Below are 26,209 nucleotides of genomic sequence, written 5' to 3' on the forward strand. Positions count from 1 at the left end.
CGGCGCCGCCGTGCGCGGTCACGCCCCGGCGCTCACCATGCCCTCCATCTCGTCCGCCCGGCGGATGTGCCGCGTCACCCACGGCGACAGCGCGAGCAGGATCACCGCGAACGCCAGCGCGACGGCGCCGATCCCGCCGAAGTACGCGGTGTCGGACGAGCCCTCGGTCGCCTTGATGAGCTGGGCCGTGATCGCCTGCCCGGCGGCCGGCGCGAGGAACCACACCGCCATCGCCTGGTTCCGGAACGCCCGCGGCGCGAGCAGCGTGGTCGCGGCCAGCCCGACGGGCGACAGGCACAGCTCGCCGAGCGTCTGGATCACGTAGACCACGACGAGCACCCACGCCGGCGCGAGCGTGTCGGCGAACGCCGCCGACGCGAGCGCCATCACCAGGAACGACAGCGCGGCGAGCGCCAGGCCGATCGCGAACTTGGTCGCGGTCGGCGGGCGGTCGTGCGTCTTCGACCAGATCCACGCGAACACCGGCGCCAGGATGATGATCGACAGCGGGTTCACCGACTGGAAGAACTCGGGGCTGATCGTGACGCCGAAGAACGACAGCTCGGTGCGGTTCTGCGCGAAAGAGGCGAGCGTCGTCGCCGCCTGCTCGAAGATCATCCAGAACAGCATCGCCGCGACGAACAGCGGGATGTACGCGAGCACGCGCGGCCGCTCGGCGTCGGTGACCTTGGGCGAGCGGTACATCACGATGAAGTAGGCGACCGGCGCGATGAACGCCAGGTACGACATCGTGTCGATGAACGTGTCCAGGTTGAACCCGCCGGCCACGAGCGCCGCGACCAGGCCGACGACGACGATCCCGCCGAGGATGACGAGGAACCCGCGGACGAGCTTCACGCGCTCCTCCGGTCGCACCGGGTTCGGCGCGACGCCGCCCGCCTTGCCGAGGTACTTCGCGCCGGCCACGAAGAACACCAGTGCGATCGCCATGCCGACGGCCGCCACCAGGAAGCCCGCGTGGTAGCCGCCCCAGGCGCGCGCCGCGCCCACGAGGAACGGCGCCGTGAACGACCCGATGTTGATGCCCATGTAGAAGATCGAGAACGCCGAGTCGCGGCGCTCGTCGTCGCGGGCGTACAGCTCGCCGACCATGCTCGACACGTTCGGCTTGAGCAGGCCGGTGCCGAGGGCGACCAGGGCGATGCCGAGGTACGAGAACCCGGCGGACGGGATCGCCAGGCAGACGTGGCCGGCCGCGATGATGATGCCGCCGATGAGGACCGACCGCCGGGCGCCGATCACGCGGTCCGCGAGCCAGCCGCCCACGACCGACAGCAGGTAGACGCTGGTGCCGTAGATCGACACGAGCGCCAGGCCCGTGGTCTCGGCGATGTCCAGGCCGCCGTTCGCGACCGAGTCGGTCAGGTAGTACAGCAGGATGGCGCGCATCCCGTAGTAGCTGAACCGCTCCCACAGCTCCGTGGTGAACAGCGTCATCAGGCCGCGCGGGTGGCCGAAGAACGCGCGGTCGCCGGCCAGCTTGCCGGCGGGGGGTTCGCCGTGGGCGGCGGTGGTCATCGGGTGGCTCCTGACGCTCGTGGTGGCGCGCCCGGACGACACACCGAAATCCAGAATGTGGCCCCCGCTCGCAGCACGGCAACAGGACCATGGGCCCGTGAGGTGGCGGGCGGCCGCCGGTATCGGTCCGTGCGAGCGCCGCTGCTACGGTCGGCTCGTCCGGACGGGCCCCCGCCGTCGCACCGCACCGCGTCTCCACCGAACGCGAGGGGCTGCTCCATGACCAGCGACGGCCGCACCACCCCGCCCATCCACGGGCGGGCCAGCTTCCGCACCGCGATCGACCGCACCGAGTTCCCGGAGCACGGCCTCGACCCGGACGAGGTCTACGAGCTGCTGCACACCGGCCTCATGCTCGACGGGCGCGAGACGCTGAACCTCGCCTCGTTCGTGACGACGTGGATGGAGCCGCAGGCCGAGGCGCTGATCCACGACACGCTGCGCAAGAACCACATCGACCACGAGGAGTACCCGGTCGCCTCGCTGGTCGAGGAGGCCTGCGTGCACATGCTCGGCGACCTGTTCCACGCGCCCGACCCGGCGACCGTCGTCGGCGTCGCGACCATCGGGTCGTCCGAGGCGATCATGCTCGGCCTGCTGGCGCACAAGCGGGCGTGGCAGCACCGGCGGCAGGCCGCGGGGGAGCCGACCGACCGGCCGAACGTCGTGTTCGGCGCCGAGACCCACGTGGTGTGGGACAAGTTCGCCAACTACTTCGACGTCGAGATGCGCAAGATCCCGATGCGCCCCGACCGGTACACGATCACCGCGGAGGACGTGGCGTCGCGGATCGACGAGCGGACCATCGCGGTCGGCGCCGTGCTCGGCACCACGCACATCGGCGAGGCGGACCCGATCGCCGACATCGACGCCGCCCTCGTGCGGATCAAGGCCGACCGCGGCTGGGACGTGCCGCTGCACGTCGACGGTGCGAGCGGGGCGTTCGTCGCGCCGTTCGCCGAGCCGGACCTGGCGTGGGACTTCCGGCTGGAGCAGGTCGCGTCGATCAACGCGTCCGGGCACAAGTACGGCCTCGTGTACCCGGGCGTCGGCTGGCTGGTGTTCCGCGACGCGTCCCGGCTGCCCGAGGACCTGGTGTTCAGCGTGAACTACCTCGGCGGCGCGCAGCCGACCTACACGTTCAACTTCTCCCGCGGCTCGGCGATGATCCAGGCGCAGATGTACAACTTCCTGCGGCTCGGGCGCGACGGGTACACCGCGATCGTCGAGACGATGCTCGCCAACGCGCGCTACCTGAACGAGGCGCTGAAGGCGACGGGCCGGTTCGAGATCCTCAACCCCGGCCTGGCCGAGCCGGTCGTCACGTTCCGGCTCGCCGGCGACCCCGGGTTCGACGTCTACCACCTGTCCGCGCGGCTCCGGGAGAACGGCTGGATCGTCCCCGCGTACAGCCTGCCGCCCGACGCCGAGGACGTGCACCTGATGCGGGTCGTCGTCCGGCTGGACCTCAGCCGCCTGATGATCGACCAGCTGCTGCGCGACCTCGACCTCGCGTACACCGCGCTCGAGGCGGAGTCGCCGGTGCCCCGGGCGCACCACGCCGCCGACCTGTGGACAGCGCCGGCGCACGCCGCGGCGCGGAGCAAGGCGCGGACCGGCCTGCGGCGGTGACGACGGCAGGGGCAGGGCGGCCCGGAACGGTGCCGGCCGTGCGCATGGCGCGGGCGCCCCGGCCGAGCGCCGCGAGCGTGCGGCTCGGGCTGCTGTTCGGCCTCGGGTCCGTGTGCTTCGCCGTGGGGTCGCTGCCGTCGTACGCCGCGCGGGTCGCGCCCGAGGTCGCGGGGTGGACCTTCGTCGTCGGGTCGGTGCTGTTCACGACCGCGGCGGCGTTTCAGGCGGCTGGGACGCCGCGGGAGGACCACACCGACCTCGCGGCCGCGCTGGTGCAGCTGGTCGGGACCGTCTGCTTCAACGTCAGCACGTTCGCGGCGACGCAGGACCTCGCGGCTCTGCCCGCCCGGCACCTGGTGTGGGCGCCGGACGTGTACGGGTCGGTGTGCTTCCTGGTGGCGAGCGTGCTCGCGTGCGTGGCCGTGCGGCGGGCGGTGCGGCCGCGGGCGGTGCACGGGGTCGCTCGGGGCGCGGGTGCGCCGGGGTCGCCCGGCGCGCGGGTCGCGTGGCGCCGCGGGTCGGTCGGCTGGTGGGTGGCGGCCGTCAACCTCGCCGGGTCGGTGGCGTTCGGGGCGGCGGCGGTCGCGGCGCGCTACGTCGCCGGCATCACCGAGGAGACGAACGTCGCGCTGGTGAGTGCGGGGACGTTCGCCGGGGCGGTGTGCTTCCTCGCCGGCGCGGCGCTGCTGCCGGTGGGGTCGGTGCGCGAGCGCTCGCGCGCCCGCGGCACGGCTGCGTAGGCCAGGTGGGGCTTGAACCCACGACCGACGGATTATGAGTCCGCTGCTCTGACCGGCTGAGCTACTGGCCCTCGATGCCCGACAGGCTAGCGCCCCGGCGGCGTCGTCCCCGCGTGCACGCCCCGCTACGGTGGGTCACCGTGCCGCTCTTCTCCCGCCGCCACGCCCTGCCCGACGACGTGCGCCGCGCCCTCGAACTCCCGGCGGGCGACCGCGTGCTCGCCGTCGCGGCCTCGGGTGCTCGCTGGCTCGCGGCCACCCGGCAGGCGCTGTACGTCGCCGGCGGCACCTCGGACGCGCCGGTGCGCCGGCACCCGTGGTCGGACGTCGACCGGGCGTCGTTCGCGCCCGAGCCGCCCGCCATCACCGTGCACTGGGTGACCGGCGCCGTCGAGGAGCTGCCGCTGGACCCGCCGGTCCCGGTGGCCTTCGCGCAGACGCTGCGGGAGCGGGTGCAGTCCTCGGTCGTGCACGTCGAGACGGTAGCCGTGCCGGGCGCCGGGCCGGTCCGCGTCGCGCTGCGCCGCGGGGACGGCGGGGACCTGTTCACGCAGGTCATCGGCACCGCGCGAGTCGACCTCGCCGACCCGGGCGTGGCCGCGCTGCTCGACGCGGCGGAGGCGCGGGTGCGCGCCGCGGCGGGCCTCCGGGCGTGACCCCGGCCGTGACCGGGACCACGCAGGACGTGTCAGGAGCAACCCCGGAGGGCTGCTAGAGTTCTTCCCGCACGATCCCTCGTAGCTCAATTGGCAGAGCATCCGACTGTTAATCGGACGGTTACTGGTTCGAGTCCAGTCGAGGGAGCAATCACGACCCCCAGCGGCCACCGGCTGCTGGGGGTCGTCTGCCTCCCGGCACCTCAGTCCGGCAACGCCTCAGCATGCGTCGGCGCCGTTCGCCGTACTCGGCGCTCCGTCTCCTCCGCGCTGGGGCTCCGCTTCGCGTTGCGGTGACGGCGCGTTGCGGCCTCGAGCTCGTCCGCCGAGAGAAATGGTGTCAGGTAGCTTCGCCCGGGCTGGTCGCCGGCAACGGCGTGGAGCACCGCGCCCGCGGGGAGAGTGAAAGCGGCGCCCGCGACGGTCTCAGCGAGTTGTCGTAGGTGCTCGTCGGTCGACGGTCGTGCCGGGACATGTCCGTGACCCATCGTTCGCTCCTGCTGCATCGAGATGGTCGGAGTCCGAGGTGGTCGCGCATCGCGGTGACTCCGATCCCGTCCTACACGACGGAGGTATCACTCAACCCACTCCGTCAGACGGGTGGTCGACGACGTGATCCCTCGACTAGTGCTCAACCCGCGACGAGCACACACCGATTTCACGAGGACGGACGGAGAACGCCCGGGCTGCGGCTCGACGCCGAGCAGGACGAGGAGCAGGAGACGAGGATGAGGAAGCAGGGGGCTACCGCGCTCGTCGCGGTCGCGATCACAGGGATGCTGCTTGCGGGATGTGACGCTGCCGAGACCGGTGCGGCCGACGTGAAGACGCCGAAACCGCAGGCCACGGAGGTCGTGGACTCGCGAGCTGAGGTTCCCGATGTCGTCGGGATGACGCTCGACGAGGCGTCTGCGGCCCTGGAGGCCGGTGGATTCACCGTCGAGACCGTCGGAGCGGCCGGCGAGGTCGAGTCGCAGGCTCCGTCGGCTGGGATCAAGGTCGAGCCTGGCACGTCGGTGGTGATCACGGTGGTCGATCGAGAGGCGGAGGCAGCGGCTGCTGCGGCCGCCGCCGCGGCGGAGGCCGCACGCATCGGCTCGGTGTCGCAGCAGAACGCGTACAGGTCCGCGGTGCAGTACCTGGACTACTCGGCCTTCTCGCGTGCCGGACTCATCGGACAGCTGACGAGCGAGTACGGCGAGGGCTACCCGCCGGAGGACGCCGAGTTCGCGGTCGCACGGCTGGAGGCCGAGGGCGGTGTCGACTGGAACGCCGAAGCGGCCGAGTCCGCCGCGTCGTACCTGGAGTACAGCGCGTTCTCCCGGCAGGGCCTCCTCGATCAGCTCACGAGCCAGTACGGCGAGCAGTTCACACCGGAGCAGGCCGAATACGGGGTGAGCACAACGGGTCTGTAGTCGGACCGGACGCGGCGACAGGTGGTTCGACGCCTAGGGTGTCGGCCGTGGGACTGTTCAGCCGCAGGTCGCGAGAGCCCGAGCCCGTCGAGCCGGAGGCCGGCGCGTCTCCCGACCCGGCGCCCGCGGCGGCACCGCCCGCCGGCGAGCCCGGCCCGGGCGTGCGCCACGACCGCGTGCGCGAGGCGCTCGGCACCTGGGCGGAGCGCAAGGACGCCCAGACGTTCGCCGACGTCCTGCGCCGCGCCGTGTCCGGCGAGCTCCTGCTCGACATGACGGACTCCCGGCTCGCGGACCCCGGCCGGGGGTTCCAGCAGGGTGACACCCTGGCGATCGCGTCGATCCGGGACAACGCCGGTGCCGACCTGCTCGTCGCGTTCACCGGGCACGACGAGCTGCAGCGGATGCGGGAGGCGGCGGGGCGGTCGCTCGTGCAGCCCGCCGCTGCGGTGCTCGCGCAGGCGGTGCGCGACCACCAGGGCATCGTGATCGACGGCCGAGCGCCGGGCGCGTTCATCGCGTACGCGGCGGAGATCCGGCAGCACCTCACCGAGGAGCCCGAGGCGGTCGCGCGGCTGACCGAGGCGACGACGACGCGGTCGCTGCCGTTCGCGCAGTACGTGGAGATGCTGGCGGCGGGGCCGCTGTTCGTCCCGGTCGCGACCGACCCCGAGGACGGCGTCGCAGGGCCCGCCGCCACCGGTCCGGACGGCGGCGCGTACACCGTGGTGGGGACGTCGCCCGCGGAGGTGTGGGCGTGGCTCCCCGGTGGTGAGGTCCGGCGGGTCGAGCTCGCGGAGCTCGCCGCCGCGACGCTCGCCGCGGGCCGGGCCGGGATCGTGGTCAACCCGGCCGGCCCTCCCGTCGTGGTCCCGTCCGCCGCACTCCCGCGCTGACCGGCCCGGACACGCCCGCGGGACCAACGGCCCGCCCCGGTCGCGTCCGGGCTCTGGCAAGATGCCCCGGTTCGTCTGAATCGCCGCAGCAGGAAGTCAGGGTCATGCGCAGGATCGCCGTCGCCGGCATCGTGGGAGTCGTCGCACTCGGTCTCGTCGGGTGCGGGGAGCTCTCGGTCCACCGGACCGGGTCGCCCGACGCCCAGGAGATCGCCGAGGCCCGGGCGTCGCAGACCGAGTAGCGGCCGGCGCGCCCGGTCAGTCCGCCGCCTCCGGCGGCCACACCACCCGGAACCGCTCCAGCACGATCTCGTCCTGCTCGCTCCACACGGCGCCGCGCGCCGCGGAGGTGCGCTCCCAGTAGATCCGGTGCTGCTCCCGCCAGCTGCGCAGGCTGCGGTCGTCCTCGCCCTCGTCGAAGGCGAAGTCCGCGTCGACCTCCCGGAACGGGGCGATCCGGAGCTCGGTCGTCCGGAGCACCAGCTGCGGCGCGCCCCGGCCGTCGCACGCCACCCAGTGCGCGCCGATGCGGGGGAGCTGCTCGCCGCGGTGCGCGAACTCGGTCACGAGCTCGGCGGTCGCGCGCTTGGTGCCGTGCCGGACGATGCCGAGCAGCTCGTCGCTCAGCTCGACGGAGTCGCCGAACCGGTCGACGACGTACTCGTCCCCGGCGGCGACCGCCTCGGGGTGCGCGGCGACGTAGGCGCGCCAGAGGGCGGCGGCCGCGTCGGTGTCGAGCGGGCCGGGCGGGGTGCGGTGGCTGGTCACCCGGACATCCTGCCGTCCGGCGCGCTCGACGCCGAGTGCATATCCGACACGTCGAGTGCCTACCCACGGGATAGGCACTCGACGTGTCCGGTAGGCACTCGGCGGCGGGCCGGCGGGCCGGCGGGCGGCGGGCGGCGGACCGCGGGCGGCGGGCGCGGCGGCCGGGGCGACGACAGGCGCCGGCGGGCGGCGGATCGCAGCCGGCGAGGGCGCGCGTGCCGGTCGTGGAGCCGGTCCCGCTACCGTGGCGGCATGGCGATCATCCACCGGGCCACCCTCGTTCCGACCAAGGCCGAGCTCATCGCCGCCTGGCTGCCCGCGCAGCCGTGGTGCGGCGGTCCCGTCGCCGACGTGGTGCCGGTGGGCGCGTACCGGTTCGACGACCCCGAGGGCGAGGTCGGCATCGAGTCGCACCTGGTCGACGTCGGCGGTCGGCTGCTGCACGTCCCGCTCACCTACCGCGGCGCGCCGCTGCCGGACGCCGAGGAGTGGCTGGTCGGCACGATGGAGCACTCGGTGCTCGGAACGCGCTGGGTGTACGACGGCCCGGGCGACCCGGTCTACCGGGACGAGCTCGCCCGGGTGGTCCGCGAGGCCGACACCGAGGTGCGGATGTGGGCCGAGACTCCCGAGGGCCGGGTGGAGCGCGAGCCGACGGTGCGGGTCCGGGGGAGCGGCGCCGCCGACGCGGCGGCCGAGCCGGAGGTCGTCGTCGTGCGCGAGCCCCGCCCGGGCGTCGCCGCGCCGACGGACCGGACGCTCGTCGGCACGTGGGCGGGTCAGGACGAGCCGGTCGTGCTGGCGTACCTCGCCTGATCCGCGGCTACGCGAACAGCGCCTGGCCCACGAACGGCCCGTCGTCGGCGAGCGCCGGCGTCCCGTCGGCCCCGGTCGGCAGCGTCCCGTCGGGCACGCCCGGCGGCACGGCGTACAGCCCCGACCCGGTGTGCACGAGGTACTCCATGAGCCCGTCCTGCGCGGACAGCCGGGTCTGCATCGGCACGAAGTGGGTGCGCGGGTCGACGACGAACGCGAGGAAGAACAGCCCGGCGTCCAGCCGGCCGAGCGCGTCGTTGCCGTCGGTGAAGTTGTACCCGCGGCGCAGCATCCGGACGCCGTCGTTCTGGGTCGGGTGCGCGAGGCGGACGTGCGAGTCGAGCGCGACGAGCGGCTTGCCGTCGCCGCCGGTGGCGTCGAGGTCGGGCTCGGTGAACTCGGTGCCGCCGGACAGCGGCGCGCCCGCGCCCTTGTTCCGCCCGACCAGGGCCTCCTGCTCGCGCAGCGACGACCGGTCCCAGGTCTCGATGTGCATCCGGATCCGGCGCGCCACGAGGTACGTGCCGCCGGTGAGCCAGGCCGCGTCGCGGCCGCCCTCGGTCGCCGCGGCGGCGGGCACCCACACGTGCGCCTCGACGTCGGCGGTCTCCTCGGCCTTGAGGTTGGCGGTGCCGTCCTTGAAGCCGAACAGGTTCCGGGGCGTCTTCTGCGCGGTGCTGGTGGAGGAGGTCCGGCCGTAGCCGAGCTGGGTCCACCGGATGCGGGCGGTGCCGAACGCGGCGCGCGACAGGTTCCGCACGGCGTGCACGGCGACCTGGGGGTCGTCGGCGCACGCCTGGACGACCAGGTCGCCGTCGCTGCGCGCGGGGTCGAGGTCGTCACCGGCGAAGTGCGGCAGGGCGATCAGGCCCGCGGGCAGCCGACCGGCCAGCCCGAACCGGTCGGCCTCCGCGCCGGGCGCCCCGACGAACAGCGACCGCCCGAAGCCGAACGTGATCGTCAGCCCCGCGGCGGGCAGGTCGGCGGCCTCGCCGGTGTCGTCCGGCGGCGCGTCGTAGGGCCCGGAGGCGGGGGCGAACTGCCCGGCCGGCAGGCCCTGCGTCATCCGGGCGGCCATCACGGTCCACCGGCGCAGCAGGTCCACGAGCGCGTCCCGGTCGGTGGTCGTCACGTCGAACGCGGCGAGGTAGAGCCGGTCCTGCGCCGGGGTGACGATGCCCGCCTGGTGCGCGCCGGTGAACGGGTAGGTGCGGTCGGCGCCCGCCGGCGACGCCGCGGGCGCGGGGGACCGGGCGGCGTCCACCGCCACGGCCCCCGCGGCCCCGGCGGCGGCCGCACCCGCGACGAGGCCGCCGCCGAGCCCGAGCAGGGCGCGGCGGGACATCCCGCGCCGACCGCCGTCCGGTCCACCCGCGGGCGAGCCGGGTCCGGCCGCCGCCGCGCCCGGCCCGGACACGGTCGCCGCCGACCCGGGCGCGGCGTCCCCCGTCGCGCCCGGACCGGGCTGCTGCGCGTCCGTGTCAGGCCCCCGTCACGGTGGTGGTCAGCCGGGACAGCGGCTCCGACAGCGCGTCGACCGCGGCGGCCAGCTCGGTGACCTGGGCGTCGGTGAGGTCGGTGTACGGCGCGAACCCGGTCTCGACGGAGCCCTGCGCGGCGAGCAGCGCCTCGAGATCGACGAACCGCTGGTCGAGGTCCGCGGCGAGGTCGGGGTCCTGCTCGGTGACGACGTCCTGGAGCACCTCGTACGCGACGCGCGCGCCGTCGACGTTGGCCTGGAAGTCCCACAGGTCGGTGTGCGACCAGATCTCCTCCTCGCCGGTGACCTTGCCCGTGGCGACCTCGTCGAGCAGGCCCTTGGCGCCGTTGGCGATCTGGAACGCCTCGAAGGTGAACCCGTCGGCGGTGACCTGGTCGACGAGCTTCTGGGTGTTCGCGACGAGGTCGTCCGCAGCGGCCGCGCGCTCCTCGGTGGTCAGCGGCACGTAGGTCTCCCCGCCGTTCGCGTCGGGCGCCGGCTGCCACAGGTCCTTCTCGATCAGGTGCCAGCCGGTCCAGGCCTGGCCGTCCTCGAGGTCGGCCTCGCGCAGGTCGAGGGCCGGGTCGAGGTCGCCGAACGACTCGGCGACCGGCTCGACGCGCTCCCAGTGCACCCGGGTCGCGGCGTACAGGTCGCGCGCCCGGTCGGCGTCGCCCGCGGCGTACGCGTCGGCGAACTCCTGGGTGCCGGCGATCAGCGAGCCGACCTGGTCCTTCACGTACGCGACGTAGGAGGCCTCGGCGGCGGCGAGCTGGTCGGCGGTGTCGCCGGTGGGCCCGACCTCCTGGCCGGAGTCGGTGACGGTGAACGCGGCGCGGATGCCGTCGCCGACCATGCCGGGCTTGCACGCCGTGTAGTAGTCGCCGGGCGCGGCCTGGACGACCAGGTCGCGGGAGATGCCGGGGCCGATGTTCTCGATCTCGGACACGATCCGCAGGCCGTCGTCGGCGAGCAGGTAGAACTCGGTGACGTCGCTGCCGTCGTTGGTCACGGAGAACGTGAGGGTGCCGCTCGGCGCGCTGTCGGCGGAGACCTCGCAGGCGTCGGCGGTCGAGCTGACGGTCAGCGCGCCGGGGGCGTCGCTGCTCGCGGCGCCGCCGGCGGGGTCGTTGGGGACGCAGGCCGCGAGCAGCGGCAGCAGGGCGACCGCGGCGGCGGCGCTCCAGGAGGTGCGGGACATCGGGGCTCCTTCTCGGGGCACGGGTCGACGAGCCGGTGCGGCGGCGGGGGCGCCGCGCGCGGTGCTCGCGGGTCAGGCGGCAGGCAGGGGGGAGGTCGTGCTCGGCGCGGGCGCGGCGGGGCGCGCGGGCGGGCGGCGGAAGGCGGTCCGCACGAAGAAGGTCATGGTCGGGATCACATAGGCGGTCCACGCGATCGCCTGGAGCCAGGTGGTGGCCGGCGTGAAGTTGAGGACGCCCTTCAGCAGGGTGCCGTACCAGCTGGTCGGCGGGACGGCGGCCGAGACGTCGAACGCGAGGTTGTGCAGGCCGGGCAGGATGCCCGCCTCCTGCAGGTCGTGGACGCCGTACGACAGCACCCCGGCGGCGACGAGCACGAGGAACGCGCCGGTCCACGCGAAGAACCGCTGCAGGTCGAGCCGCAGCGCGCCGCGGTAGAGCGCCCACGCGACGAGCACCGCGGTGCCCAGGCCCAGTGCGGCGCCGAGCAGGGGAGCGGCGGTGCCGCCGCGCGCTCCGGTGCCGGCGGTCGCCTGCGCGCTCGCCCAGAGGAACAGCGCGGTCTCCAGCCCCTCGCGGCCGACGGCTAGGCACGCCATCACGACCACGGCCCGGCGGCCGGCGGCGACGGCGTCGTCCAGCTTGTGCTGCAGGTCGCCCTTGAGGTGCCGGGCGGTGCGCGCCATCCAGAAGATCATCCAGGTCACGAGCCCGACGGCGACGATCGACAGCGAGCCGCCGATCGCCTCCTGCGCGGTGAACGACAGGCCCTGCGGCCCGAAGGTCAGCATCGCGCCGAACCCGAGCGACGCCGCCACGGCGACGCCCACCCCGGTCCACAGCGCGGGGAGCAGGTCGCGGCGCCCGGTGCGCACCAGGTAGGCGATGAGGATGCTGACGACGAGGGCGGCCTCGAGGCCCTCGCGCAGGCCGATCAGGTAGTTCGCGACCATCGGGCGGCTCCGACGCGGGTGGTGGTGGACGGCACGGGCGTGCCCGGCCCCGGGTGCCGGGAGGGCTCGGCCGGGGTTAGGCGAGCCGAACCTTACTCGCGCCGTGGGGTGCCGCGGAACACCGTCCCGGGCGGCGATCGCGCGCTCGGGCACGCGGTCGGACGTCGTCGCCTGAGCTCGGCGGCCTCGTCGCGCGCGACCAGGCGCTCGCCGGCTACACCGGCAGGCCGAGGAACCAGGCGCCGAGTCGCCGGCCGACCGCGAGGCCGAGCCACGCCCCGGCGAACATCCACGGGCCGAACGGGATCCCCGTCCGGCGGCGCGCGCGGCCCGTGAGCACGAGCCCGACGGCGTGCAGCCCGCCCAGCAGGAACGCCGCGAACCCGCCGACGACCAGCACGTCCCAGCCGAACCACCCCAGGCACAGCCCGAGCACGCCCGCGAGCTTCACGTCCCCGAGCCCCATCCCGCCCCGGTACGCCAGGGCGGCGCCGAGGTAGAACGCGAGCAGCCCCGCACCGCCGATCGCCGCCCGGCCGAGGGCGCCCCAGTCCGGCGCGCCGCCGGGGTTCCAGGACGCGAGCCCGAGCAGTGCCGCGCACACCGGGTACGCCGGCAGCACGAGCCCGTCGGGGAGCCGGTTGACGTCCAGGTCGATCAGCGTGAGCGCCACCGAGAGCGCCGCCAGGTAGAGCAGCACGGGCAGCGTCCACGCGACACCCGCGGTCGCGGCGACGCTCGCGAACAGCACCGCCGTCCCGGCCTGCACCCACGCGCACCGGCGCGCGCTCGGCGCTCGGCGGTCGCGCCTCCGCCCATGCAGCTCCAGCGAGGTCAGCACCGGGACGCCCCCCCGCGTGCGGATCCGGTGCGCACCGCCCGGGAACGTCGACGGCGGCCCGACCACCGCGCGGCCGCGGACCACCCGACGGGCGACGACGTCGAGGATCGAACCGGTCGCCAGGCCGAGGACGGCGGCCGCGAGGACGAGCGGGACGGCGGACATGAGGCTCCTCGAGGAGGGGCAGTGGGTGGCGTGCGACCAGGACCGGGCGTCGCCACGTCCTGAGCCCATGGGTACCCCACCGGAGCCGTGTGCCGAGGGCGGGGCGCCACCTACGCAAGTGCCGTGTCCGCGAGGATGCGACGGGCGCTGGGTGCCGGTCCCGAGGTCGGTGCACGACGTGCGGTTAGCCTCGACGGGCGATCGCGGGCGACAGCCGCAGCGCGGGACCGCACGTCACAGCAGCCGACGATCGGAGTGCAGCCATGGCCCCTCGACCGACGACCCACGACCGTGCCGCGACCCGTGCGGCGGACGGCTCCCCGCAGGCCACGCGCCCCGCGACGCCGGTGTCCCGACGGTGGCGCGGCCTCGCCGCCGCCGGTGCCGTCGCACTCCTTGCGGCGTGCGCCTCCGGGCCCGGCTCCGCGGGCGACGCCGAGTCGCCGACGACCGGGCCCGCGACGCAGTCGCCGACCCCGGTCCTCGCGCTCGTCGCGGGGTCGTCGGTGGTGGGCCTGCCCGACGGCCTCGCCGCGCCGCCGGTGGACGCCGTGGCCGGTGCGGCACGGACGGCGGACGACGCGCTGCTCTACGTCGTCACCTACGGGTCGGGCAGCTGCCCGGGCATCGCCGACGCCACGACGACCGACCCCGGGGACGGGACCGTCGCGGTGACCTTCCCCGAGCTCGGCGACGGGCCGTGCACGATGGACTGGGTCCCGGCGACGACGGTGGTCGCGCTGCCGGACGGCGTCGCGTCGGACGGTGAGCTCACCGCGCAGATCGGCGACCTCGGGCAGGTCACGCTGCCGGCCGGGTCGGACGAGCCCGCGTGGGTGCAGTCGGAGGGCTGAGCCCCGGGGCGGCGGGACACGCCGGGCTGCGTCCCCAGGGTGGGGCGCGGGCTGGCGGCGGGACAGGGCGGGCTCGCTAGAGTCGGTGGCTCAGCCGCGCACGACCGTCCCCGACCCGGGAGCACCACCGATGCGCGCACGCCCCGACAGCCCGCCGCCCCGCGCGGACCACGACCACCCCGACCCGCCCCGTGCCGGCGAGGGGGAGACCGACCCGCCCCCGCCCGGTGCGGCGCACGCGGGGAGGCGCCGCGCCGCCCGGGTGCTCTCCGTCCTGCTCGTGGCGGTCGTCGCGGCGGGCTGGGGCGTCCTGCGCGAGCGCGACGCGCGGGCGGCCGAGGCGCACGACCAGGCCACGGCGGCGCTCGCGGTTGCGGCCGGGCTGCTCCGCGACGCTCGGCACGAAGGCCGGTCCGCGCTCGCGGGCTCGGCCGGGCGCGTGGCCGACAACGCGGTGCGGACCGACCTCGCCGCGCTGCTCGTCGAGCTGCCCGCGACCGCGCCCGACCCCGACCTGCCGCGCGCCGCGGCGACCACGTGGGCCCTCGCGCAGTCCGAGGCCGCGACCGACCGCGCGGGTCTGATCTCCGAGGCGGCCTCGGCCGTGCGGTCGGCGCAGGACGCGTGGGAGCACGACCGTGCGCGCGACGCGCACGCCGCGGCGGTGCAGGCGCTGACGCATCTCGCGGACGAGGCCCGCGCGGCGCTGGCGGCGTCCGAGGGGCGCGTGCTCGACGACGCCGTCCGGGACGTGCTCGCGGCGGCGCTCGCGGAGGCGGACGAGGCGCTCGGCTCGCCGGTCCCCGAGGGCACCGCGGCGCTGGACGCCGCTGCCGCCACCGCGGGGGAGCGCGCCGACGCGCTCGCGGTCGCGCGGGCGGACGTCGCGGCCGCCGAGGAGGCCTGGCAGGCCGAGCAGGACCGGCTCGCGGCGGAGCGCGCCGCGGCCGCCCGGGCGCAGGCGTCGTCGTCGGCCGGGACGCGCGGGACGGCGGGCACGGCGTCCGGCGGGACGCGTCCGGCCGGCGGGTCCTCCGGCGGCTCGACGACCGGGACGGGCGGCGGCCGCTACGACGGGTGGCTGTCCCGCTGGTCGCCGGGCGACCCCGTGCCGGACGGGTGGACCGTGGTCGTCGAGACCGAGGGCGGCGGCTGGGGCGGCGACGAGTTCGGCAACGTCTGGGAGCTGGATTGACCGGCGCGCACCCGGGGAGGCGCCGCTGAGCAGAGCCTGACCCCGACGAGACGACGTACGACCCACCGCACCCAGCGGAGAGGGCCCGGTGCTGGCACACCGGACCCTCGCGCCCGCTCGACAGTTCCTCAGGAGACCTGACATGCAAGCACGGCCATCTTGGCATGCCCGCCGCGCCACCTCGGCGCTGCTCGCCGCCACCCTCGCAGCGGGGGCGGGCCTCGCCCTGCTGCTCGCCTCCGGCCCGGCACCGGCCGCCGCGGCGGTGCCGGCGACCGGCATCAGCATCACCCCGTCCGGCTACGGGCCCGTCCAGCTCGGCCCGCTCGACGGGCCGGCCGGGTCCGACGAGCACGGGTACTGCGTCCAGGCGCGGGTGACCGCGTCCGGACCCGCCGACACCGTCCGCGGCGCGACCCACGTGGACGACCCGCAGCTGGCGGCGGCCCTCGCCCGGCACCGCTGGTCGACGGACGACCTGACACAGGCGGCGCTCGGCTACGAGGTGCACCAGCGGCACCAGCGCCCCGGCTCGATGGCGGGCGGCGACGTCGACGCCGTCCGCGGCCTGCTCGCGGCCGCGACCCCGCAGGCGGTGAAGGACCGGGCCGCGCAGATCATGGCGCAGGCGGCGGCCGAGGCCGGGCCGTGGACCGGCGTCGCCGGGTCGGTCTCGGGGGAGGGCACCCGGACCGGTGAGATCCGCGGCATCCACCTGCGGTCCGCGTCGGGCCAGCCGGTCGCGGGCGTCCCGTTCACGGTCACCCTGAGCGGTCCGGCGACCCTGGACGCGACCGGCACCCGCACCTACTCCGGCACGACCACGACGGCGCCGATCACGTTGGGCTGGACCGCGACCGGCAACGGCATGGTGTCGTACCAGGTCCGGTTCCCGGACGCCTGGCGCACGACGGTCACCGTGCTCGAGCTGGCCGCGAACCGCCAGGACCAGCTCACCTACGGCAACCGGCCCGGGCACGACCCGGCGGAGGTGACGGTCCCCGGTGAGCCGTTCGAGGTGGTCCGGGACTTCCGCCCGCGCGCGACGACCACCGTCCGCGACGTCGTGGTGGGCGCCGGGGACCCGCTCGTCGACGTGGTGACGTTCGCCGCGGCGCCCGGGGACGAGTGGGCCGTGCTCGGCGGCGTCCCGGTCGCCCTCCCCGCGGACGTCACCTGGTACGGGCCGTACGACAGCCCGCAGCCGCAGGCCGAGGCGCCGCCCGCGGACGCGCCGGTCGCCGGGGTCGAGCGCGTCGTCGCCGAGGGGCCCGGCACGGTCAGCACCGCGGGCACCGTGCACGCGAGCGGCCCGGGCTTCTACACCGCGGTCGTCACGATCCGCCGGGCCGACGCGGGGCCGTTCGCCGACTACGTCCGCGAGGACTTCGCCGCTCCGTGGTTCGAGGAGGCCGAGACGGCGGTCGACCGGTTCGACCTCGTGCACGAGTCGGAGGTCCGGGAGTACAACGTCGCGCCGGGCGGCCGGGCGTTCGACCGCATCACGATCAGCGGCTACCCCGACGACCACGGCCAGTTCGGCGGGCTCGGCGGCTGGGCGCCCGACCTCGGGGAGGCGACCGTCACGGTCTACGGTCCGCTGGCGGCGGCGCCCGACGGCCCGGAGGTCCCCGAGGACGCCCCGGTGCACTGGACGGACACGCTCGCGGCGGTGGACGGCGTGTTCGAGGTCGGCTACGACGACGCGCACCCGGTGCTCGCGCCGGTGCGCGCCACCCACCCGGGCGGCGACTACTTCGTGTTCGTCTACGCGTTCGCCGGGGACGACCGGGTCGAGGCGTTCGTCAGCCCGTTCGACGACGTGCGCGAGGTGTTCTACGTGCCCGGTCCGCCCGAGGTCGTGGTGCCGCCCTCCGTCGTGACCCGGGCGCAGCCGTCCGCCGCGACCGGTGCGCCGATCCACGACGTCGCCCTGGTCACCGGTACGACCGACCCGGGCGACCACCTGGTGTTCCGGGCCTACGGCCCGCAGGACCCCGAGGCCGAGCCGGTGTGCGACGAGGACACGCTGCTGTGGACGTCCGAGGCGGTGCCGGTGCCCGGGGCCGGCCTGTACGACTCCGGCAGCGCGCCGGCCCCCGACCGGGAGGGCGCCGTCTACTGGGTCGAGACGCTGCACGCCCCGGACGGGTCCGTCCGGCACACCGGCGTCTGCGGGCTGCCCTACGAGACGACGCTCGTGACCGCGGACCTGGCGGTCCGGACGCAGGCGCGCTCCGGCGCGCCGGAGGGCTCGGCCGCGCCTGACGAGGGTGGCGACGGGCCGCAGGGTTCCGCCGCGCCCGAGGGCTCCGGCGAGTCCGACGTGGGCGGCGACGGTCCGGTCGTCGGCGACGCGCTCTGGGACGTCGTGGTCGTCAGCGGCACGGTCCCGGAGGGGGCGACCACGGTCGTCGACCTGTTCTACGCACCCGAGGGCGAGCCGCTCGACTGCGCCGAACCGGTCTGGACGTCGGCGCCGATCCCGCTGGCCGACGGCCCGGGGGAGTACGTCACGGGCCGGTACCCGACGACGGCGCCCGGCACCTACGGGTACGTGGAGCGCACCACCGCCGCGGACGGGACCGTGCTGTCGACCGGGGAGTGCGGCGACCCGGCCGAGACGTTGACCGTCGCGGCGCCCGTGCCCACGTCCGAGGCGGCGCCGGAACCGGAGCAGCCGCTCGCGGTCACGGGGGCGGACGCGGCGCTCCTCGGCGGGGCGGCGCTGCTCCTCGTCGCGGGCGCGGTGGCCGTGGCGGTGCACCGGACGCGGCTGCGGCGCGCGCTCGCCGCGACGGCAGCCGACGAGGGGTGGCCCGCGCCGTGAACCGGTGCCCGCGGCGCGCGGTCCGGCCGCGCGCCGCGGGTGCTGCCCCGCCTGTGCCGCGGGCGCTGCTCGGGCCTCGCGGCGCGGTGCTCGGCGTGTGTCGCGGCACGATGCCCAGCCGCAGGTCACCGCCCCCGACGGGGCTACGATCACCGCAGGGACCTGGAGCACCCCGGGACGCGCGGCGGCCGTCGTCGCGCCGCCCGGACCTCGCCCTCGACGACCAGGAGGGGTGAGCGGATGACCCGGGGCCGGCTGCGCGTGCTGCTCGGGGCGGCGCCCGGCGTGGGCAAGACCTACGCCATGCTCGAGGCGGGCCGCGACCTGCGCGCCGACGGACGCGACGTGGTCGTCGCCGTCGTCGAGACCCATGGCCGCGCCGCCACGGCCGCGCTGGTCGAGGGCCTCGAGGTCGTGCCGCGCGCCCGCGTCGAGCACCGCGGCATCGCGCTGACCGAGCTCGACCTCGACGCGGTGCTCGCCCGCCGCCCGCAGGTCGCCCTCGTGGACGAGTACGCGCACACGAACGCCCCCGGCTCCCGGAACGACAAGCGCTGGCAGGACGTCGCGGAGCTCCTCGACGCCGGCATCGACGTGCTGACCACGGTGAACATCCAGCACATCGCCTCGCTCAACGACGTCGTCCGCACCATCACCGGCGTCCCCCAGCGGGAGACCGTCCCCGACGCGGTCCTCCGGGCGGCCGACCAGATCGAGCTCGTCGACCTGGCGCCGCAGTCCCTGCGCGACCGCCTCGCCGAGGGCAACGTCTACCCGGCGGAGCGCGTCGACGCGGCGCTGTCGAACTACTTCCGGCTCGGCAACCTCACGGCGCTGCGCGAGCTCGCGCTGCTGTGGCTCGCCGACGAGGTCGACTCCGCGCTGCGCTCCTACCGCGCCGAGCACGCGATCGAGGCGCCGTGGGAGGCGCGCGAGCGCGTCGTCGTCGCCCTGACCGGCGGGCCCGAGGGAGAGACGCTGCTGCGCCGCGGCGCCCGGATCGCGGCGCGGTCGGCCGGCGGGGAGCTGCTGGCCGTGCACGTCAGCGCCCAGACCGGCCTGCGGGACACCGACCCCGGGGCGCTCGCGGCCCAGGCGGCGCTCGCCGAGCAGCTCGGCGGCACCTACCACCAGGTGGTGGGGGAGGACGTGCCGACCGCGCTGGTCGAGTTCGCCCGCGCGCAGGACGCGACGCAGCTGGTCATCGGGCTGAGCCGGCGCGGCTGGCTGAAGGCTGCGCTCACAGGCCCGGGCATCGGCGCCACGGTGATCCGGCAGGCCGGGCCCATCGACGTGCACATCGTCAACCACGCGGCGGCGGCCGGCGCGCGGCTGCCGCTGCCCCGGGTGACGGGCGCCCTGACAGTGCGGCGGCGGCTGCTCGGGTTCGCGCTGTGCGTGCTGCTGGGCCCGCTCCTCACCTGGTGGCTGGTCACCGCCAAGAGCGTCGACTCGCTCGCCAGCGACGTGCTGGCGTACCAGCTGCTGGTCGTGGTGATCGCCCTGGTCGGCGGCCTGTGGCCCGCTCTGCTGACCGCCCTGCTGTCCGGGCTGACGCTGAACTACCTGTTCGTCGCGCCCACCCACACCATCACCGTCAGCGAGCCCGTGCACGCCCTCGCCCTGGCCCTGTACGTGGTCAACGGCGCGCTGGTCGCCGCGGTGGTCGACCTCGCCGCGCGCCGCACCCGCGCTGCCCACCGCGCCCGGGCGGAGTCCGAGCTGCTCGCCACGGTGGCCGGCGGGGTGCTGCGGGGCCAGGACGCACTCGGCGCCCTGATCGAGCGCGCGCGCGAGGCCTTCGGCCTGGCGGGGGTGCGGCTGCGCGCCGACGACGAGGTGCTCGCGGAGTCGGGCACGGTCCGGCCGGGCTCGCCGCACGTCCCGGTCGACGAGCACACGGTGCTGGACCTCGACCGCGGCGACGGCGTCCCGCGCGGCGTCGACTCCGACGTGCCGGACGTCGACGGCGCCGACAACCGCCTGCTCGGTGTCGTCGTCGCCCAGGTCGCCGCCGCCCTCGACCACCAGCGGCTGAGCCGCACCGCCGACGCGATCGGCCCCCTCCGGGAGACCGACCAGGTGCGCAGCGCGCTGCTCTCCGCGGTCAGCCACGACCTGCGCCGCCCGCTCACGGCCGCCACCACCGCCGTCGGCAGCCTGCGGTCCAGCGACGTCGACTGGTCGCCCGCCGACCGCGAGGAGCTCCTCGCGACCGCGGACGAGAGCCTGGCGACCTTGACCGGCCTGGTCACCGACCTGCTGGACGTCAGCCGGCTGCAGGCGGGCGTGCTCGGCGTCTCGGTCCGCCCGACCGACGTCGACGACGTCATCCTGCCGGCGCTCGACGAGCTGGCCCTCGGGCCCGACGAGGTGCACCTGGAGCTCGACCCCGCCCTGCCGCCGGTGCAGGCCGACCCCGCGCTGCTGCGCCGGGTGATCGTCAACGTGCTCGCCAACGCCGTGCACGCGAGCGCCGCGGGCGTGCCGGTGCGGGTGCAGACCAGCGCGTTCGCCGACCGGGTCGAGATCCGCGTCGTCGACCACGGGCCCGGCGTGCCCGCGGACCGGCGGGCGGACCTGTTCGTGCCGTTCCAGCGGCTCGGCGACACCGACAACGCGACCGGCCTCGGCCTCGGTCTGGCGCTCTCGCGCGGGTTCGCCGAGGGGATGGGCGGCACGCTCGGGCCGGAGGACACGCCCGGTGGCGGGCTGACCATGGTGATCGCGCTGCGCCAGGCCGGCGCCGCGCCCGACCCGGGGGAGCGTGCGGCGTGAAGATCCTCATCGCGGACGACGACCCGCAGATCCTGCGGGCCCTGCGCATCACGCTGCGGGCCCGCGGCTACGAGATCCTCGTCGCCACCGACGGGGTGTCGGCGCTGAACCAGGCCATCGAGCACAAGCCCGACCTCTACCTCATCGACCTCGGCATGCCGCACCTCGACGGCGTCGAGGTCATCCAGGGGCTCCGCGGCTGGACGACGGCGCCGGTCCTCGTGCTGTCCGGGCGCACGGGCTCGGCCGACAAGGTCGAGGCGCTGGACGCGGGCGCCGACGACTACGTGACCAAGCCGTTCGGGGTCGACGAGCTGCTGGCCCGGATCCGCGCCCTCACCCGCCGCGCCTCGGGCGGCCCCGACGCCGAGCCGCTGGTCCGCATCGGCGACGTCACCGTCGACCTCACCGCGACCACCGTGACCCGGGACGGCACGCCGCCCGAGCCGGTGCGGCTCACCCCGACCGAGTGGCGGATCCTCGAGGTGCTCGTGCGCAACGCCGGCCGCCTGGTCACCCGGCAGACCTTGCTCTCCGACATCTGGGGCTCCGAGCACATCACCGACACCGGCTACCTGCGCCTGTACCTGTCGCAGCTGCGCAAGAAGCTCGAGCCGGACCCGGCCGCGCCGCGGTACCTCCTGACGGAGCCGGGCATGGGCTACCGCTTCGACCCGACGGGCGGCAGCGGCCCGTCGGAGACCGGCGCGGCGGTCTGACCCTCGGGCCGTGCCGCCGCGCCGCCCGTCGGGTTGCCCATCCCGATCGATCGCCCTGGTCCCCACCCGATCCTCGCCCAGTACCCCGAACGATCCGGTGTCGGGAAGACTTCTCGCTGGGGATCAGGAGCGAGCGGCCCCGGCCGCGAGCGCGACGGGCGTGGCTGGGGTGGTTCGGGCGTCCGCGACGGCCGGCGAGTCCGCCCGCCCGGGTGAACCTGCGCATCGTGGGGCTGACCCCGGTGGCGCCCGCGGGGCAGCGCTGGTAGTCGCGGAGCGGTCGACACCCGTCCGCGATGTGAACGCGCACACCGCTGACCTGCGGTTCTGTCCGCTCTCGGGTGGTACTTGCCGATCTGTCCGATTTCTGTATAGTTCTTCCCGTTGAGCGACAACGGCAAACCCGCTGCAAGGCGGGGACGCAAAGCCACGGGTCCCATGGGGACAGCCGGGCTACCGAACCGACTAGGAGTCACCATGACGTACCCCCTCGAGGCCCAGATCCCGACCCAGGCCTCCGCCTCGCTGCTCACCCCGGGTGAGGTCGCGGTCATGTTCCGGGTCGACCCGAAGACGGTCACCCGCTGGGCCCAGGCCGGCAAGCTCTCCGCCGTCCGCACCCTCGGCGGCCACCGCCGGTTCCTCGAGTCCGAGGTCATGGAGCTGCTCGGCGGCGTGCCGCAGCAGGCCGGCCGCCTCTGAGGCGCAGCACCACGCAGCATCGCGAACGGGCCCCCGAGCACACGCTCGGGGGCCCGTTCCGCGTTCCGGGGTATCGCGTGCCCCGGCCCGGACCTCAGCCCGGCAGCGGGTCGAGCACCGTCGCCAGGACCGCGCGGCGGACGTCCGCCACCGGCCGGTCGGGCTGGAACGCCAGCCACTCCAGCCCGGCGACGAGCGTCGCCCCGAACATCGCCGCGGCGGTGAGCGAGGGGTCCCGGTGCGGCCAGGACGCCTCGACGACCTCGGCGAACACGGCGAACGACTCGTCGCGCACCTGCCGGATCGAGTCCTGCCAGTCGCGCCCGGTGCGGAACACCTCCGCCACGAGCACCTTGGCGAAGTCGGGGTGCCCCTGGATCTGCGCGAGCAGCTCGTGCACCAGGGCGCCGACCGCGTCCCGGCCCTCGCGCCCCTCGGCGGCCCCGCGCAGGGCGGTGGTCAGCGCCTGCTGGCCCTCGGTGAGCACGGTCTCGAACAGCGCGCCCTTGGACCCGAAGTTGTAGTAGACGCTGCCCTTGGCGACGCCGGCCCGGTCGGCGATGTCGTCGACCGAGGTGGCGGAGAACCCGCGGTCCGCGATCAGCGCGACGGTCGCCGTGATGATCGCCCGGCGGGTGTCGCGCCGGCCGGGGCCGGGGGAGTCGACGGCCCCGGAGGGCGCGGGGACGGCGTCGGCGGCGGCTGGCATGGGACCCAGCCTCTCAGATCGACAGGGCGGGGTGCAGACGGGACAGCGTCCACGTGCGCTGCCGCGCCGCCCGCCACGAGGTGATCGCGAGCGAGCCGAGAAGGAACGCCGCCAGCGCCGCGACGGAGGTGCACAGCCGCGCGTCCGTGCCGCCGGTGGTGAGCTCGCGCAGGCCGGTGACGGCGTAGGTCATCGGCAGCGCGGGGTGCAGTGCCCGGAAGAACGCGGGCGTCGTCTCGACCGGGTAGGTGCCGGAGGCGGCCGTGAGCTGCAGCATGAGCAGCGCGATGATCGCGACCTTGCCCGCGGCGGCGCCGAGCACGGCGATCAGCATCTGCTGCACGGCCAGGAACGCGCCCGCGACCAGCACCGTGAACGCGGCGGTGCCGAGCGCCGTCGACCAGCCGAGGCCGAGCCCGAAGTGCACGACGGTCAGCAGGATCACGACCTGGCCGACGCCGATCGCCAGCGCGGGCAGGTAGCCGGCGAGCGCGATCCGCCACCCGCGGGCCGGGGTCGCGAGGCCGCGCGGGGGCAGCGGGCGGAGCAGCAGCCACGTGATCAGCCCGCCGACGAACAGCGCGAGCGGCACGAAGAACGGCGCGAATCCCTCGCCGTAGCCGTCGGCCGCGGCGACGTCGGTGCTCGACAGCCCGACGGGGGTGCTGAGGGCGCTCGCCCGGTCGGACCGGGTGGCATCGGAGTCGTCCGGGATCTGCGCGGCGCCGTCTGCCAGCTTGTCGGCGAGCTCCTGGGTGCCGTCGCCGAGCTGGTCGGAGCCGTCGGCGACCTGGGTCGCGCCCGAGGCGAGGGTGCCGGTGCCGGACGCGAGGTCGGCGGCGCCGGAGGCGAGCGTGTGCGCGCCGGAGTCGAGGTCGGACGCGCCGGCGGCGAGGGTGCCCGCGCCGCCCGCGAGGTCGGACGCGCCGGACGCGACCTGTGCCGTGCCCGAGGCCAGGGTCGCGGCGCCGGACGCGAGCTCCGCCGACGACGAGGACAGCGTGCCGAGGCCGGACGACAGGGCGGTGGAGCCGTCCCGGAGGTCGTGGGCGCCGGTCACGAGCGCCTGGAGGTCGGCCGCGGCCTTCGTCTGGCCGTCGGCGGTCGTGGGCAGGCCGAGGTCGGCGAGGGTCGTCTGCATCGCCTGGAGCTGGGCCTGGATCCGCTGCGCCGCGTCGGTGTCGCCCGCGGCGGCCTGCTCCTGTGCGAGCGCGGTCAGGTTCGTGGCGACGGACCCGAGCCCCGTGCTCGCGCCGGACAGGCGGCCGAGGGTCGTGGCCGCCTTGTCGACCCCGTCGCTCAGCTGCTGCGCGCCCGCCGCCAGCAGCTCCGACTTCGTCGCCGCGTCGGACGCGCCCGCGGCCAGCTGCTGGGCGCCGTCCGCCAGGTCCGCCGCTCCGGAGGCCGCGGTGCCCGCGCCCGACGAGAGCGTGCCGGCGCCGTTCGCCAGCGTCGCCGCCCCCGAGTCCAGCCGGCCCGCGCCGCTCGCGAGATCCGCGGCGCCCGACGACAGCCGGGCCGCGCCGTCGGCGGCCGAGGTGGCCCCGTCGGCGACCTGGTGCGCGCCGGCCGACAGGTCGCCGCTCGCGGCGGTCAGCGTCAGGGCGCCGTCGGACGCCTGGGCGAAGCCGTCGCGCGCCGAGCCGAGCCCGACGAGCACCTGGTCCGCGGCCTGCTCGCCGATGGTGGCGGACACCGCGGCGCGGATCTGCGTCATCGCGCTGCGGCCCAGGGTCGAGGCCAGGTAGGAGTTGGCGTCGTTGTAGGTGACGTCGATCTCCGCGGACGTCGGGGCGTCGCCGCCGATCGACGCGATGTCGGTCGAGAAGTCCCCGGGCAGCGTCACCGCGAAGTAGTAGGTGCCGTCGGTGACGCCCGCGGCGGCCTGGTCGGCGTCGACCTGCCGCCAGTCGAGGGCGTCGGAGTCGAGCAGCTCGTCCACGACGTCGTCGCCGGCGCGCAGCGGCTCGCCGTCCCGGGTCGCGCCCTCGTCGGCGTTCACCAGGGCGACCGGCAGCCGGTCGAGGTTGCCGGTCGGGTCCCAGTAGGCCCAGAGGTAGAGCGCGCCGTAGAGCAGCGGGATGGCGAGCATCGCCACGACGGCGAGCTTCGGCAGCACGCCGCGGCGGAACCGGCGCAGCTCGGTGCCGGTCGACAGGGAGGAGAGCATTCGGGGGTCCTCGGGAAGGAGAAGCGGGAGGGTTCAGGCGGCGGGCACGGCGTGCGGGCCGGTGGCGAGGTTCACGACCTCGGGGGCGGCCCACCAGCGCATCCGGGCGACCTCGTCCAGCGAGGCGACCGACGCGATCACGGTGGTGCCGGCGGCGGCGAGCGCCTCGAGCCGGGTCCAGACCGTCTGCCGGCGGCCGGAGTCGTGCACCTGGTCGACGTCGTCGACGACGAGCAGGTCGGGCTCCTGGGCCAGGGCGAGGGTGACCCGCAGCAGCATCGCGTCGACCTCGTCCAGGTCCCAGATCACGGTCTGCACGCGGGGGAGCGGGCGCTCGCCGAACACCGGCCCGGCCAGGTCGGCGAACCGCTCCTGGGAGACGCGACCCGTCCAGCGGTACCAGGGCGACAGCCAGGCGAGCCGCTCGCGCACGACGTCGCCGACCGTCACGGAGTCGTCGAGCTCGTCGACCCCGGCGAAGCCGGCCACGGCGGCGCGGCGCTGCACGACGGACCGGCGGCGGGGCAGGTCCTCGCCGAGCACGGTGAGCTCGGAGCCGCGGTCGGGGACCATCCGGCCGGCGAGCGTGAGCAGCAGGCTGGACCGGCCGGCGCCCTGCGGGCCCTGGACGACGGTGAGCGCGCCGGTCGGCAGGTCGAGGTCGACCGGGCCGTAGACCGGGCCGCGGGTGCCGGTGAGCACGAGGCCGCGGGCGCGGACGGCGGGCTGGGGCGGCGTGGGCGCGACCTCGGGGTCCTGCGCGTCGGCGTCGGTGTAGGCGTCGGGCCCGTTGCCGGCCTGCTGCTCGGCGTGCGGGTGCGCGGACTCGTGCAGGTCGGCGTCCGGCCGCGCGACCTCCGGCCGCTCGGCGTCGGTGGTCGCCACGTGCGGGTGCGCGACGCGCTGCTGCTCGGCCTCGCGGGTCGGGGTGGGCTCCGAAGACACTGTCGCCTCTGATCGTTTCGCACTGACTGGTCAGTACAAAGATAGGACGACAGTCGCGCGGCGTCACGCCGGGACGGCGTCTCGCGCGTCACACCGCACCCGGCAGGGGCGGTGGAGGGCGGCGACGGGCCGGCGGCGGGCCGGTGGCGGGCCGGCGACGGCCCTGGGGCGCCCCGACCGGTGCCCGACGGCCATGTCCGATCGCCG

Annotated in this window: 22 protein-coding genes, 2 tRNA genes and 1 riboswitch; of the genes, 14 read left to right on the forward strand and 10 right to left on the reverse strand. The window is 75.7% G+C overall.

What is annotated here, in order from left to right; genetic code table 11:
• Positions 1–18 precede the first annotated feature (18 nt).
• The gene (locus KVT14_RS01545; protein ID WP_217614054.1) at positions 19–1,539 is read right to left on the reverse strand and encodes a peptide MFS transporter; all 1,521 of its coding nucleotides are present in this window, start codon (positions 1,537–1,539) and stop codon (positions 19–21) included.
• Positions 1,540–1,758: 219 nt separating this feature from the next.
• Here KVT14_RS01545 and KVT14_RS01550 point away from each other — a divergent pair, with 219 nt between their 5' ends.
• Together KVT14_RS01550 and KVT14_RS01555 are read left to right on the forward strand one after the other, a co-directional pair.
• Positions 1,759–3,171 carry a glutamate decarboxylase gene (locus KVT14_RS01550; RefSeq protein WP_217614055.1) on the forward strand — a complete coding sequence of 471 codons (1,413 nt, stop codon included), beginning with the start codon at positions 1,759–1,761 and terminating at the stop codon, positions 3,169–3,171.
• Positions 3,172–3,209: 38 nt separating this feature from the next.
• The gene (locus tag KVT14_RS01555) at positions 3,210–3,911 is read left to right on the forward strand and encodes a hypothetical protein (protein ID WP_217614056.1); all 702 of its coding nucleotides are present in this window, start codon (positions 3,210–3,212) and stop codon (positions 3,909–3,911) included.
• Here KVT14_RS01555 and KVT14_RS01560 read toward each other — a convergent pair.
• Positions 3,909–3,982, reverse strand: a tRNA-Ile gene (locus KVT14_RS01560). The two genes, KVT14_RS01555 and KVT14_RS01560, sit on opposite strands and share 3 nt — an antisense overlap.
• A gap of 69 nt (positions 3,983–4,051) precedes the next feature.
• Here KVT14_RS01560 and KVT14_RS01565 point away from each other — a divergent pair.
• The 5 genes from KVT14_RS01565 to KVT14_RS01585 all read left to right on the forward strand — a co-directional run bounded on the left by KVT14_RS01565 (position 4,052) and on the right by KVT14_RS01585 (position 7,120).
• Positions 4,052–4,567: a hypothetical protein gene (locus KVT14_RS01565; RefSeq protein ID WP_217614057.1), complete on the forward strand. Its 516-nt coding sequence runs from the start codon at positions 4,052–4,054 to the stop codon at positions 4,565–4,567.
• A 75-nt stretch (positions 4,568–4,642) separates the two neighbouring features.
• Positions 4,643–4,715 (forward strand) — tRNA-Asn (locus KVT14_RS01570).
• 580 nt (positions 4,716–5,295) lie between these two features.
• Positions 5,296–5,982, forward strand: coding sequence for an Ltp family lipoprotein (locus KVT14_RS01575; protein WP_254630213.1), 687 nt, complete (start codon positions 5,296–5,298; stop codon positions 5,980–5,982).
• A gap of 47 nt (positions 5,983–6,029) precedes the next feature.
• Positions 6,030–6,878: an SseB family protein gene (locus KVT14_RS01580; RefSeq protein WP_217614058.1), complete on the forward strand. Its 849-nt coding sequence runs from the start codon at positions 6,030–6,032 to the stop codon at positions 6,876–6,878.
• A gap of 104 nt (positions 6,879–6,982) precedes the next feature.
• Complete coding sequence (locus KVT14_RS01585; protein WP_217614059.1) at positions 6,983–7,120, forward strand: hypothetical protein; 138 nt, start codon at positions 6,983–6,985, stop codon at positions 7,118–7,120.
• Positions 7,121–7,136: 16 nt separating this feature from the next.
• Here the strand turns inward: KVT14_RS01585 and KVT14_RS01590 are convergent, their stop codons facing one another.
• Positions 7,137–7,646 carry an ASCH domain-containing protein gene (locus tag KVT14_RS01590; RefSeq protein ID WP_217614060.1) on the reverse strand — a complete coding sequence of 170 codons (510 nt, stop codon included), beginning with the start codon at positions 7,644–7,646 and terminating at the stop codon, positions 7,137–7,139.
• Positions 7,647–7,898: 252 nt separating this feature from the next.
• Between KVT14_RS01590 and KVT14_RS01595 the strand changes: the two genes are divergently transcribed.
• Positions 7,899–8,462 carry a hypothetical protein gene (locus KVT14_RS01595; RefSeq protein WP_217614061.1) on the forward strand — a complete coding sequence of 188 codons (564 nt, stop codon included), beginning with the start codon at positions 7,899–7,901 and terminating at the stop codon, positions 8,460–8,462.
• 7 nt (positions 8,463–8,469) lie between these two features.
• On the opposite strand, the gene efeB is transcribed toward KVT14_RS01595, so the two are convergent.
• The 4 genes from efeB to KVT14_RS01615 form a co-directional block, all read right to left on the reverse strand.
• Complete coding sequence (gene efeB / locus KVT14_RS01600; protein ID WP_217614062.1) at positions 8,470–9,807, reverse strand: iron uptake transporter deferrochelatase/peroxidase subunit; 1,338 nt, start codon at positions 9,805–9,807, stop codon at positions 8,470–8,472.
• Between the two features lie 136 nt (positions 9,808–9,943).
• Positions 9,944–11,143 carry an iron uptake system protein EfeO gene (gene efeO, locus KVT14_RS01605; RefSeq protein WP_217614063.1) on the reverse strand — a complete coding sequence of 400 codons (1,200 nt, stop codon included), beginning with the start codon at positions 11,141–11,143 and terminating at the stop codon, positions 9,944–9,946.
• Positions 11,144–11,215: 72 nt separating this feature from the next.
• Positions 11,216–12,094: an iron uptake transporter permease EfeU gene (efeU, locus tag KVT14_RS01610; RefSeq protein ID WP_217614064.1), complete on the reverse strand. Its 879-nt coding sequence runs from the start codon at positions 12,092–12,094 to the stop codon at positions 11,216–11,218.
• A gap of 214 nt (positions 12,095–12,308) precedes the next feature.
• Positions 12,309–13,100, reverse strand: a complete 792-nt coding sequence (locus tag KVT14_RS01615; RefSeq protein ID WP_217614065.1) for an A24 family peptidase — start codon at positions 13,098–13,100, stop codon at positions 12,309–12,311.
• 263 nt (positions 13,101–13,363) lie between these two features.
• Here KVT14_RS01615 and KVT14_RS01620 point away from each other — a divergent pair, with 263 nt between their 5' ends.
• The 6 genes from KVT14_RS01620 (at position 13,364) to KVT14_RS01645 (ending at position 22,178) form a co-directional block, all read left to right on the forward strand.
• Positions 13,364–13,954 (forward strand): hypothetical protein, encoded by a 591-nt coding sequence (locus KVT14_RS01620; RefSeq protein ID WP_217614066.1) that lies wholly within the window; start codon positions 13,364–13,366, stop codon positions 13,952–13,954.
• Between the two features lie 130 nt (positions 13,955–14,084).
• A complete protein-coding gene (locus KVT14_RS01625) occupies positions 14,085–15,149 on the forward strand; it encodes a hypothetical protein (RefSeq protein ID WP_217614067.1) in 1,065 nt (354 codons plus the stop codon).
• Between the two features lie 142 nt (positions 15,150–15,291).
• Positions 15,292–17,979, forward strand: coding sequence for a hypothetical protein (locus tag KVT14_RS01630; RefSeq protein WP_217614068.1), 2,688 nt, complete (start codon positions 15,292–15,294; stop codon positions 17,977–17,979).
• A gap of 240 nt (positions 17,980–18,219) precedes the next feature.
• The gene (locus KVT14_RS01635) at positions 18,220–20,757 is read left to right on the forward strand and encodes a DUF4118 domain-containing protein (RefSeq protein ID WP_217614069.1); all 2,538 of its coding nucleotides are present in this window, start codon (positions 18,220–18,222) and stop codon (positions 20,755–20,757) included.
• Positions 20,754–21,476: a response regulator gene (locus KVT14_RS01640; RefSeq protein ID WP_217614070.1), complete on the forward strand. Its 723-nt coding sequence runs from the start codon at positions 20,754–20,756 to the stop codon at positions 21,474–21,476. The genes KVT14_RS01635 and KVT14_RS01640 overlap by 4 nt, the downstream gene beginning before the upstream one ends.
• Before the next feature lie 386 nt (positions 21,477–21,862).
• Positions 21,863–21,937: riboswitch (cyclic di-GMP riboswitch) on the forward strand.
• Between the two features lie 16 nt (positions 21,938–21,953).
• Positions 21,954–22,178, forward strand: coding sequence for a BldC family transcriptional regulator (locus KVT14_RS01645; RefSeq protein WP_147796295.1), 225 nt, complete (start codon positions 21,954–21,956; stop codon positions 22,176–22,178).
• Between the two features lie 94 nt (positions 22,179–22,272).
• Here KVT14_RS01645 and KVT14_RS01650 read toward each other — a convergent pair whose 3' ends face one another.
• The 3 genes from KVT14_RS01650 to KVT14_RS01660 are packed head-to-tail and all read right to left on the reverse strand — an operon-like array spanning position 22,273 to position 26,002.
• Complete coding sequence (locus KVT14_RS01650) at positions 22,273–22,887, reverse strand: TetR/AcrR family transcriptional regulator (RefSeq protein WP_217614071.1); 615 nt, start codon at positions 22,885–22,887, stop codon at positions 22,273–22,275.
• A 13-nt stretch (positions 22,888–22,900) separates the two neighbouring features.
• Positions 22,901–25,057 (reverse strand): YhgE/Pip domain-containing protein, encoded by a 2,157-nt coding sequence (locus KVT14_RS01655; protein ID WP_217614072.1) that lies wholly within the window; start codon positions 25,055–25,057, stop codon positions 22,901–22,903.
• Positions 25,058–25,090: 33 nt separating this feature from the next.
• Positions 25,091–26,002 carry an ATP-binding cassette domain-containing protein gene (locus KVT14_RS01660; RefSeq protein WP_308160817.1) on the reverse strand — a complete coding sequence of 304 codons (912 nt, stop codon included), beginning with the start codon at positions 26,000–26,002 and terminating at the stop codon, positions 25,091–25,093.
• Between the last annotated feature and the right edge of the window lie 207 nt (positions 26,003–26,209).

This window comes from Cellulomonas sp. GbtcB1, assembly GCF_019091725.1.
In the GTDB taxonomy this organism is placed as follows: domain Bacteria; phylum Actinomycetota; class Actinomycetes; order Actinomycetales; family Cellulomonadaceae; genus Cellulomonas.

Excerpts from the sequence above, each read along its gene's own strand:
- KVT14_RS01545 (WP_217614054.1), bottom strand. The coding sequence starts at position 1,539 with ATGACCACCGCCGCCCACGGCGAACCCCCCGCCGGCAAGCTGGCCGGC.
- KVT14_RS01550 (WP_217614055.1), top strand. The coding sequence starts at position 1,759 with ATGACCAGCGACGGCCGCACCACCCCGCCCATCCACGGGCGGGCCAGC.
- KVT14_RS01575 (WP_254630213.1), top strand. The coding sequence starts at position 5,296 with ATGAGGAAGCAGGGGGCTACCGCGCTCGTCGCGGTCGCGATCACAGGG.
- KVT14_RS01585 (WP_217614059.1), top strand. The coding sequence starts at position 6,983 with ATGCGCAGGATCGCCGTCGCCGGCATCGTGGGAGTCGTCGCACTCGGT.
- KVT14_RS01595 (WP_217614061.1), top strand. The coding sequence starts at position 7,899 with ATGGCGATCATCCACCGGGCCACCCTCGTTCCGACCAAGGCCGAGCTC.
- efeB (WP_217614062.1), bottom strand. The coding sequence starts at position 9,807 with ATGTCCCGCCGCGCCCTGCTCGGGCTCGGCGGCGGCCTCGTCGCGGGT.
- efeO (WP_217614063.1), bottom strand. The coding sequence starts at position 11,143 with ATGTCCCGCACCTCCTGGAGCGCCGCCGCCGCGGTCGCCCTGCTGCCG.
- efeU (WP_217614064.1), bottom strand. The coding sequence starts at position 12,094 with ATGGTCGCGAACTACCTGATCGGCCTGCGCGAGGGCCTCGAGGCCGCC.
- KVT14_RS01615 (WP_217614065.1), bottom strand. The coding sequence starts at position 13,100 with ATGTCCGCCGTCCCGCTCGTCCTCGCGGCCGCCGTCCTCGGCCTGGCG.
- KVT14_RS01620 (WP_217614066.1), top strand. The coding sequence starts at position 13,364 with ATGGCCCCTCGACCGACGACCCACGACCGTGCCGCGACCCGTGCGGCG.
- KVT14_RS01625 (WP_217614067.1), top strand. The coding sequence starts at position 14,085 with ATGCGCGCACGCCCCGACAGCCCGCCGCCCCGCGCGGACCACGACCAC.
- KVT14_RS01630 (WP_217614068.1), top strand. The coding sequence starts at position 15,292 with ATGCAAGCACGGCCATCTTGGCATGCCCGCCGCGCCACCTCGGCGCTG.
- KVT14_RS01635 (WP_217614069.1), top strand. The coding sequence starts at position 18,220 with ATGACCCGGGGCCGGCTGCGCGTGCTGCTCGGGGCGGCGCCCGGCGTG.
- KVT14_RS01645 (WP_147796295.1), top strand. The coding sequence starts at position 21,954 with ATGACGTACCCCCTCGAGGCCCAGATCCCGACCCAGGCCTCCGCCTCG.
- KVT14_RS01650 (WP_217614071.1), bottom strand. The coding sequence starts at position 22,887 with ATGCCAGCCGCCGCCGACGCCGTCCCCGCGCCCTCCGGGGCCGTCGAC.
- KVT14_RS01655 (WP_217614072.1), bottom strand. The coding sequence starts at position 25,057 with ATGCTCTCCTCCCTGTCGACCGGCACCGAGCTGCGCCGGTTCCGCCGC.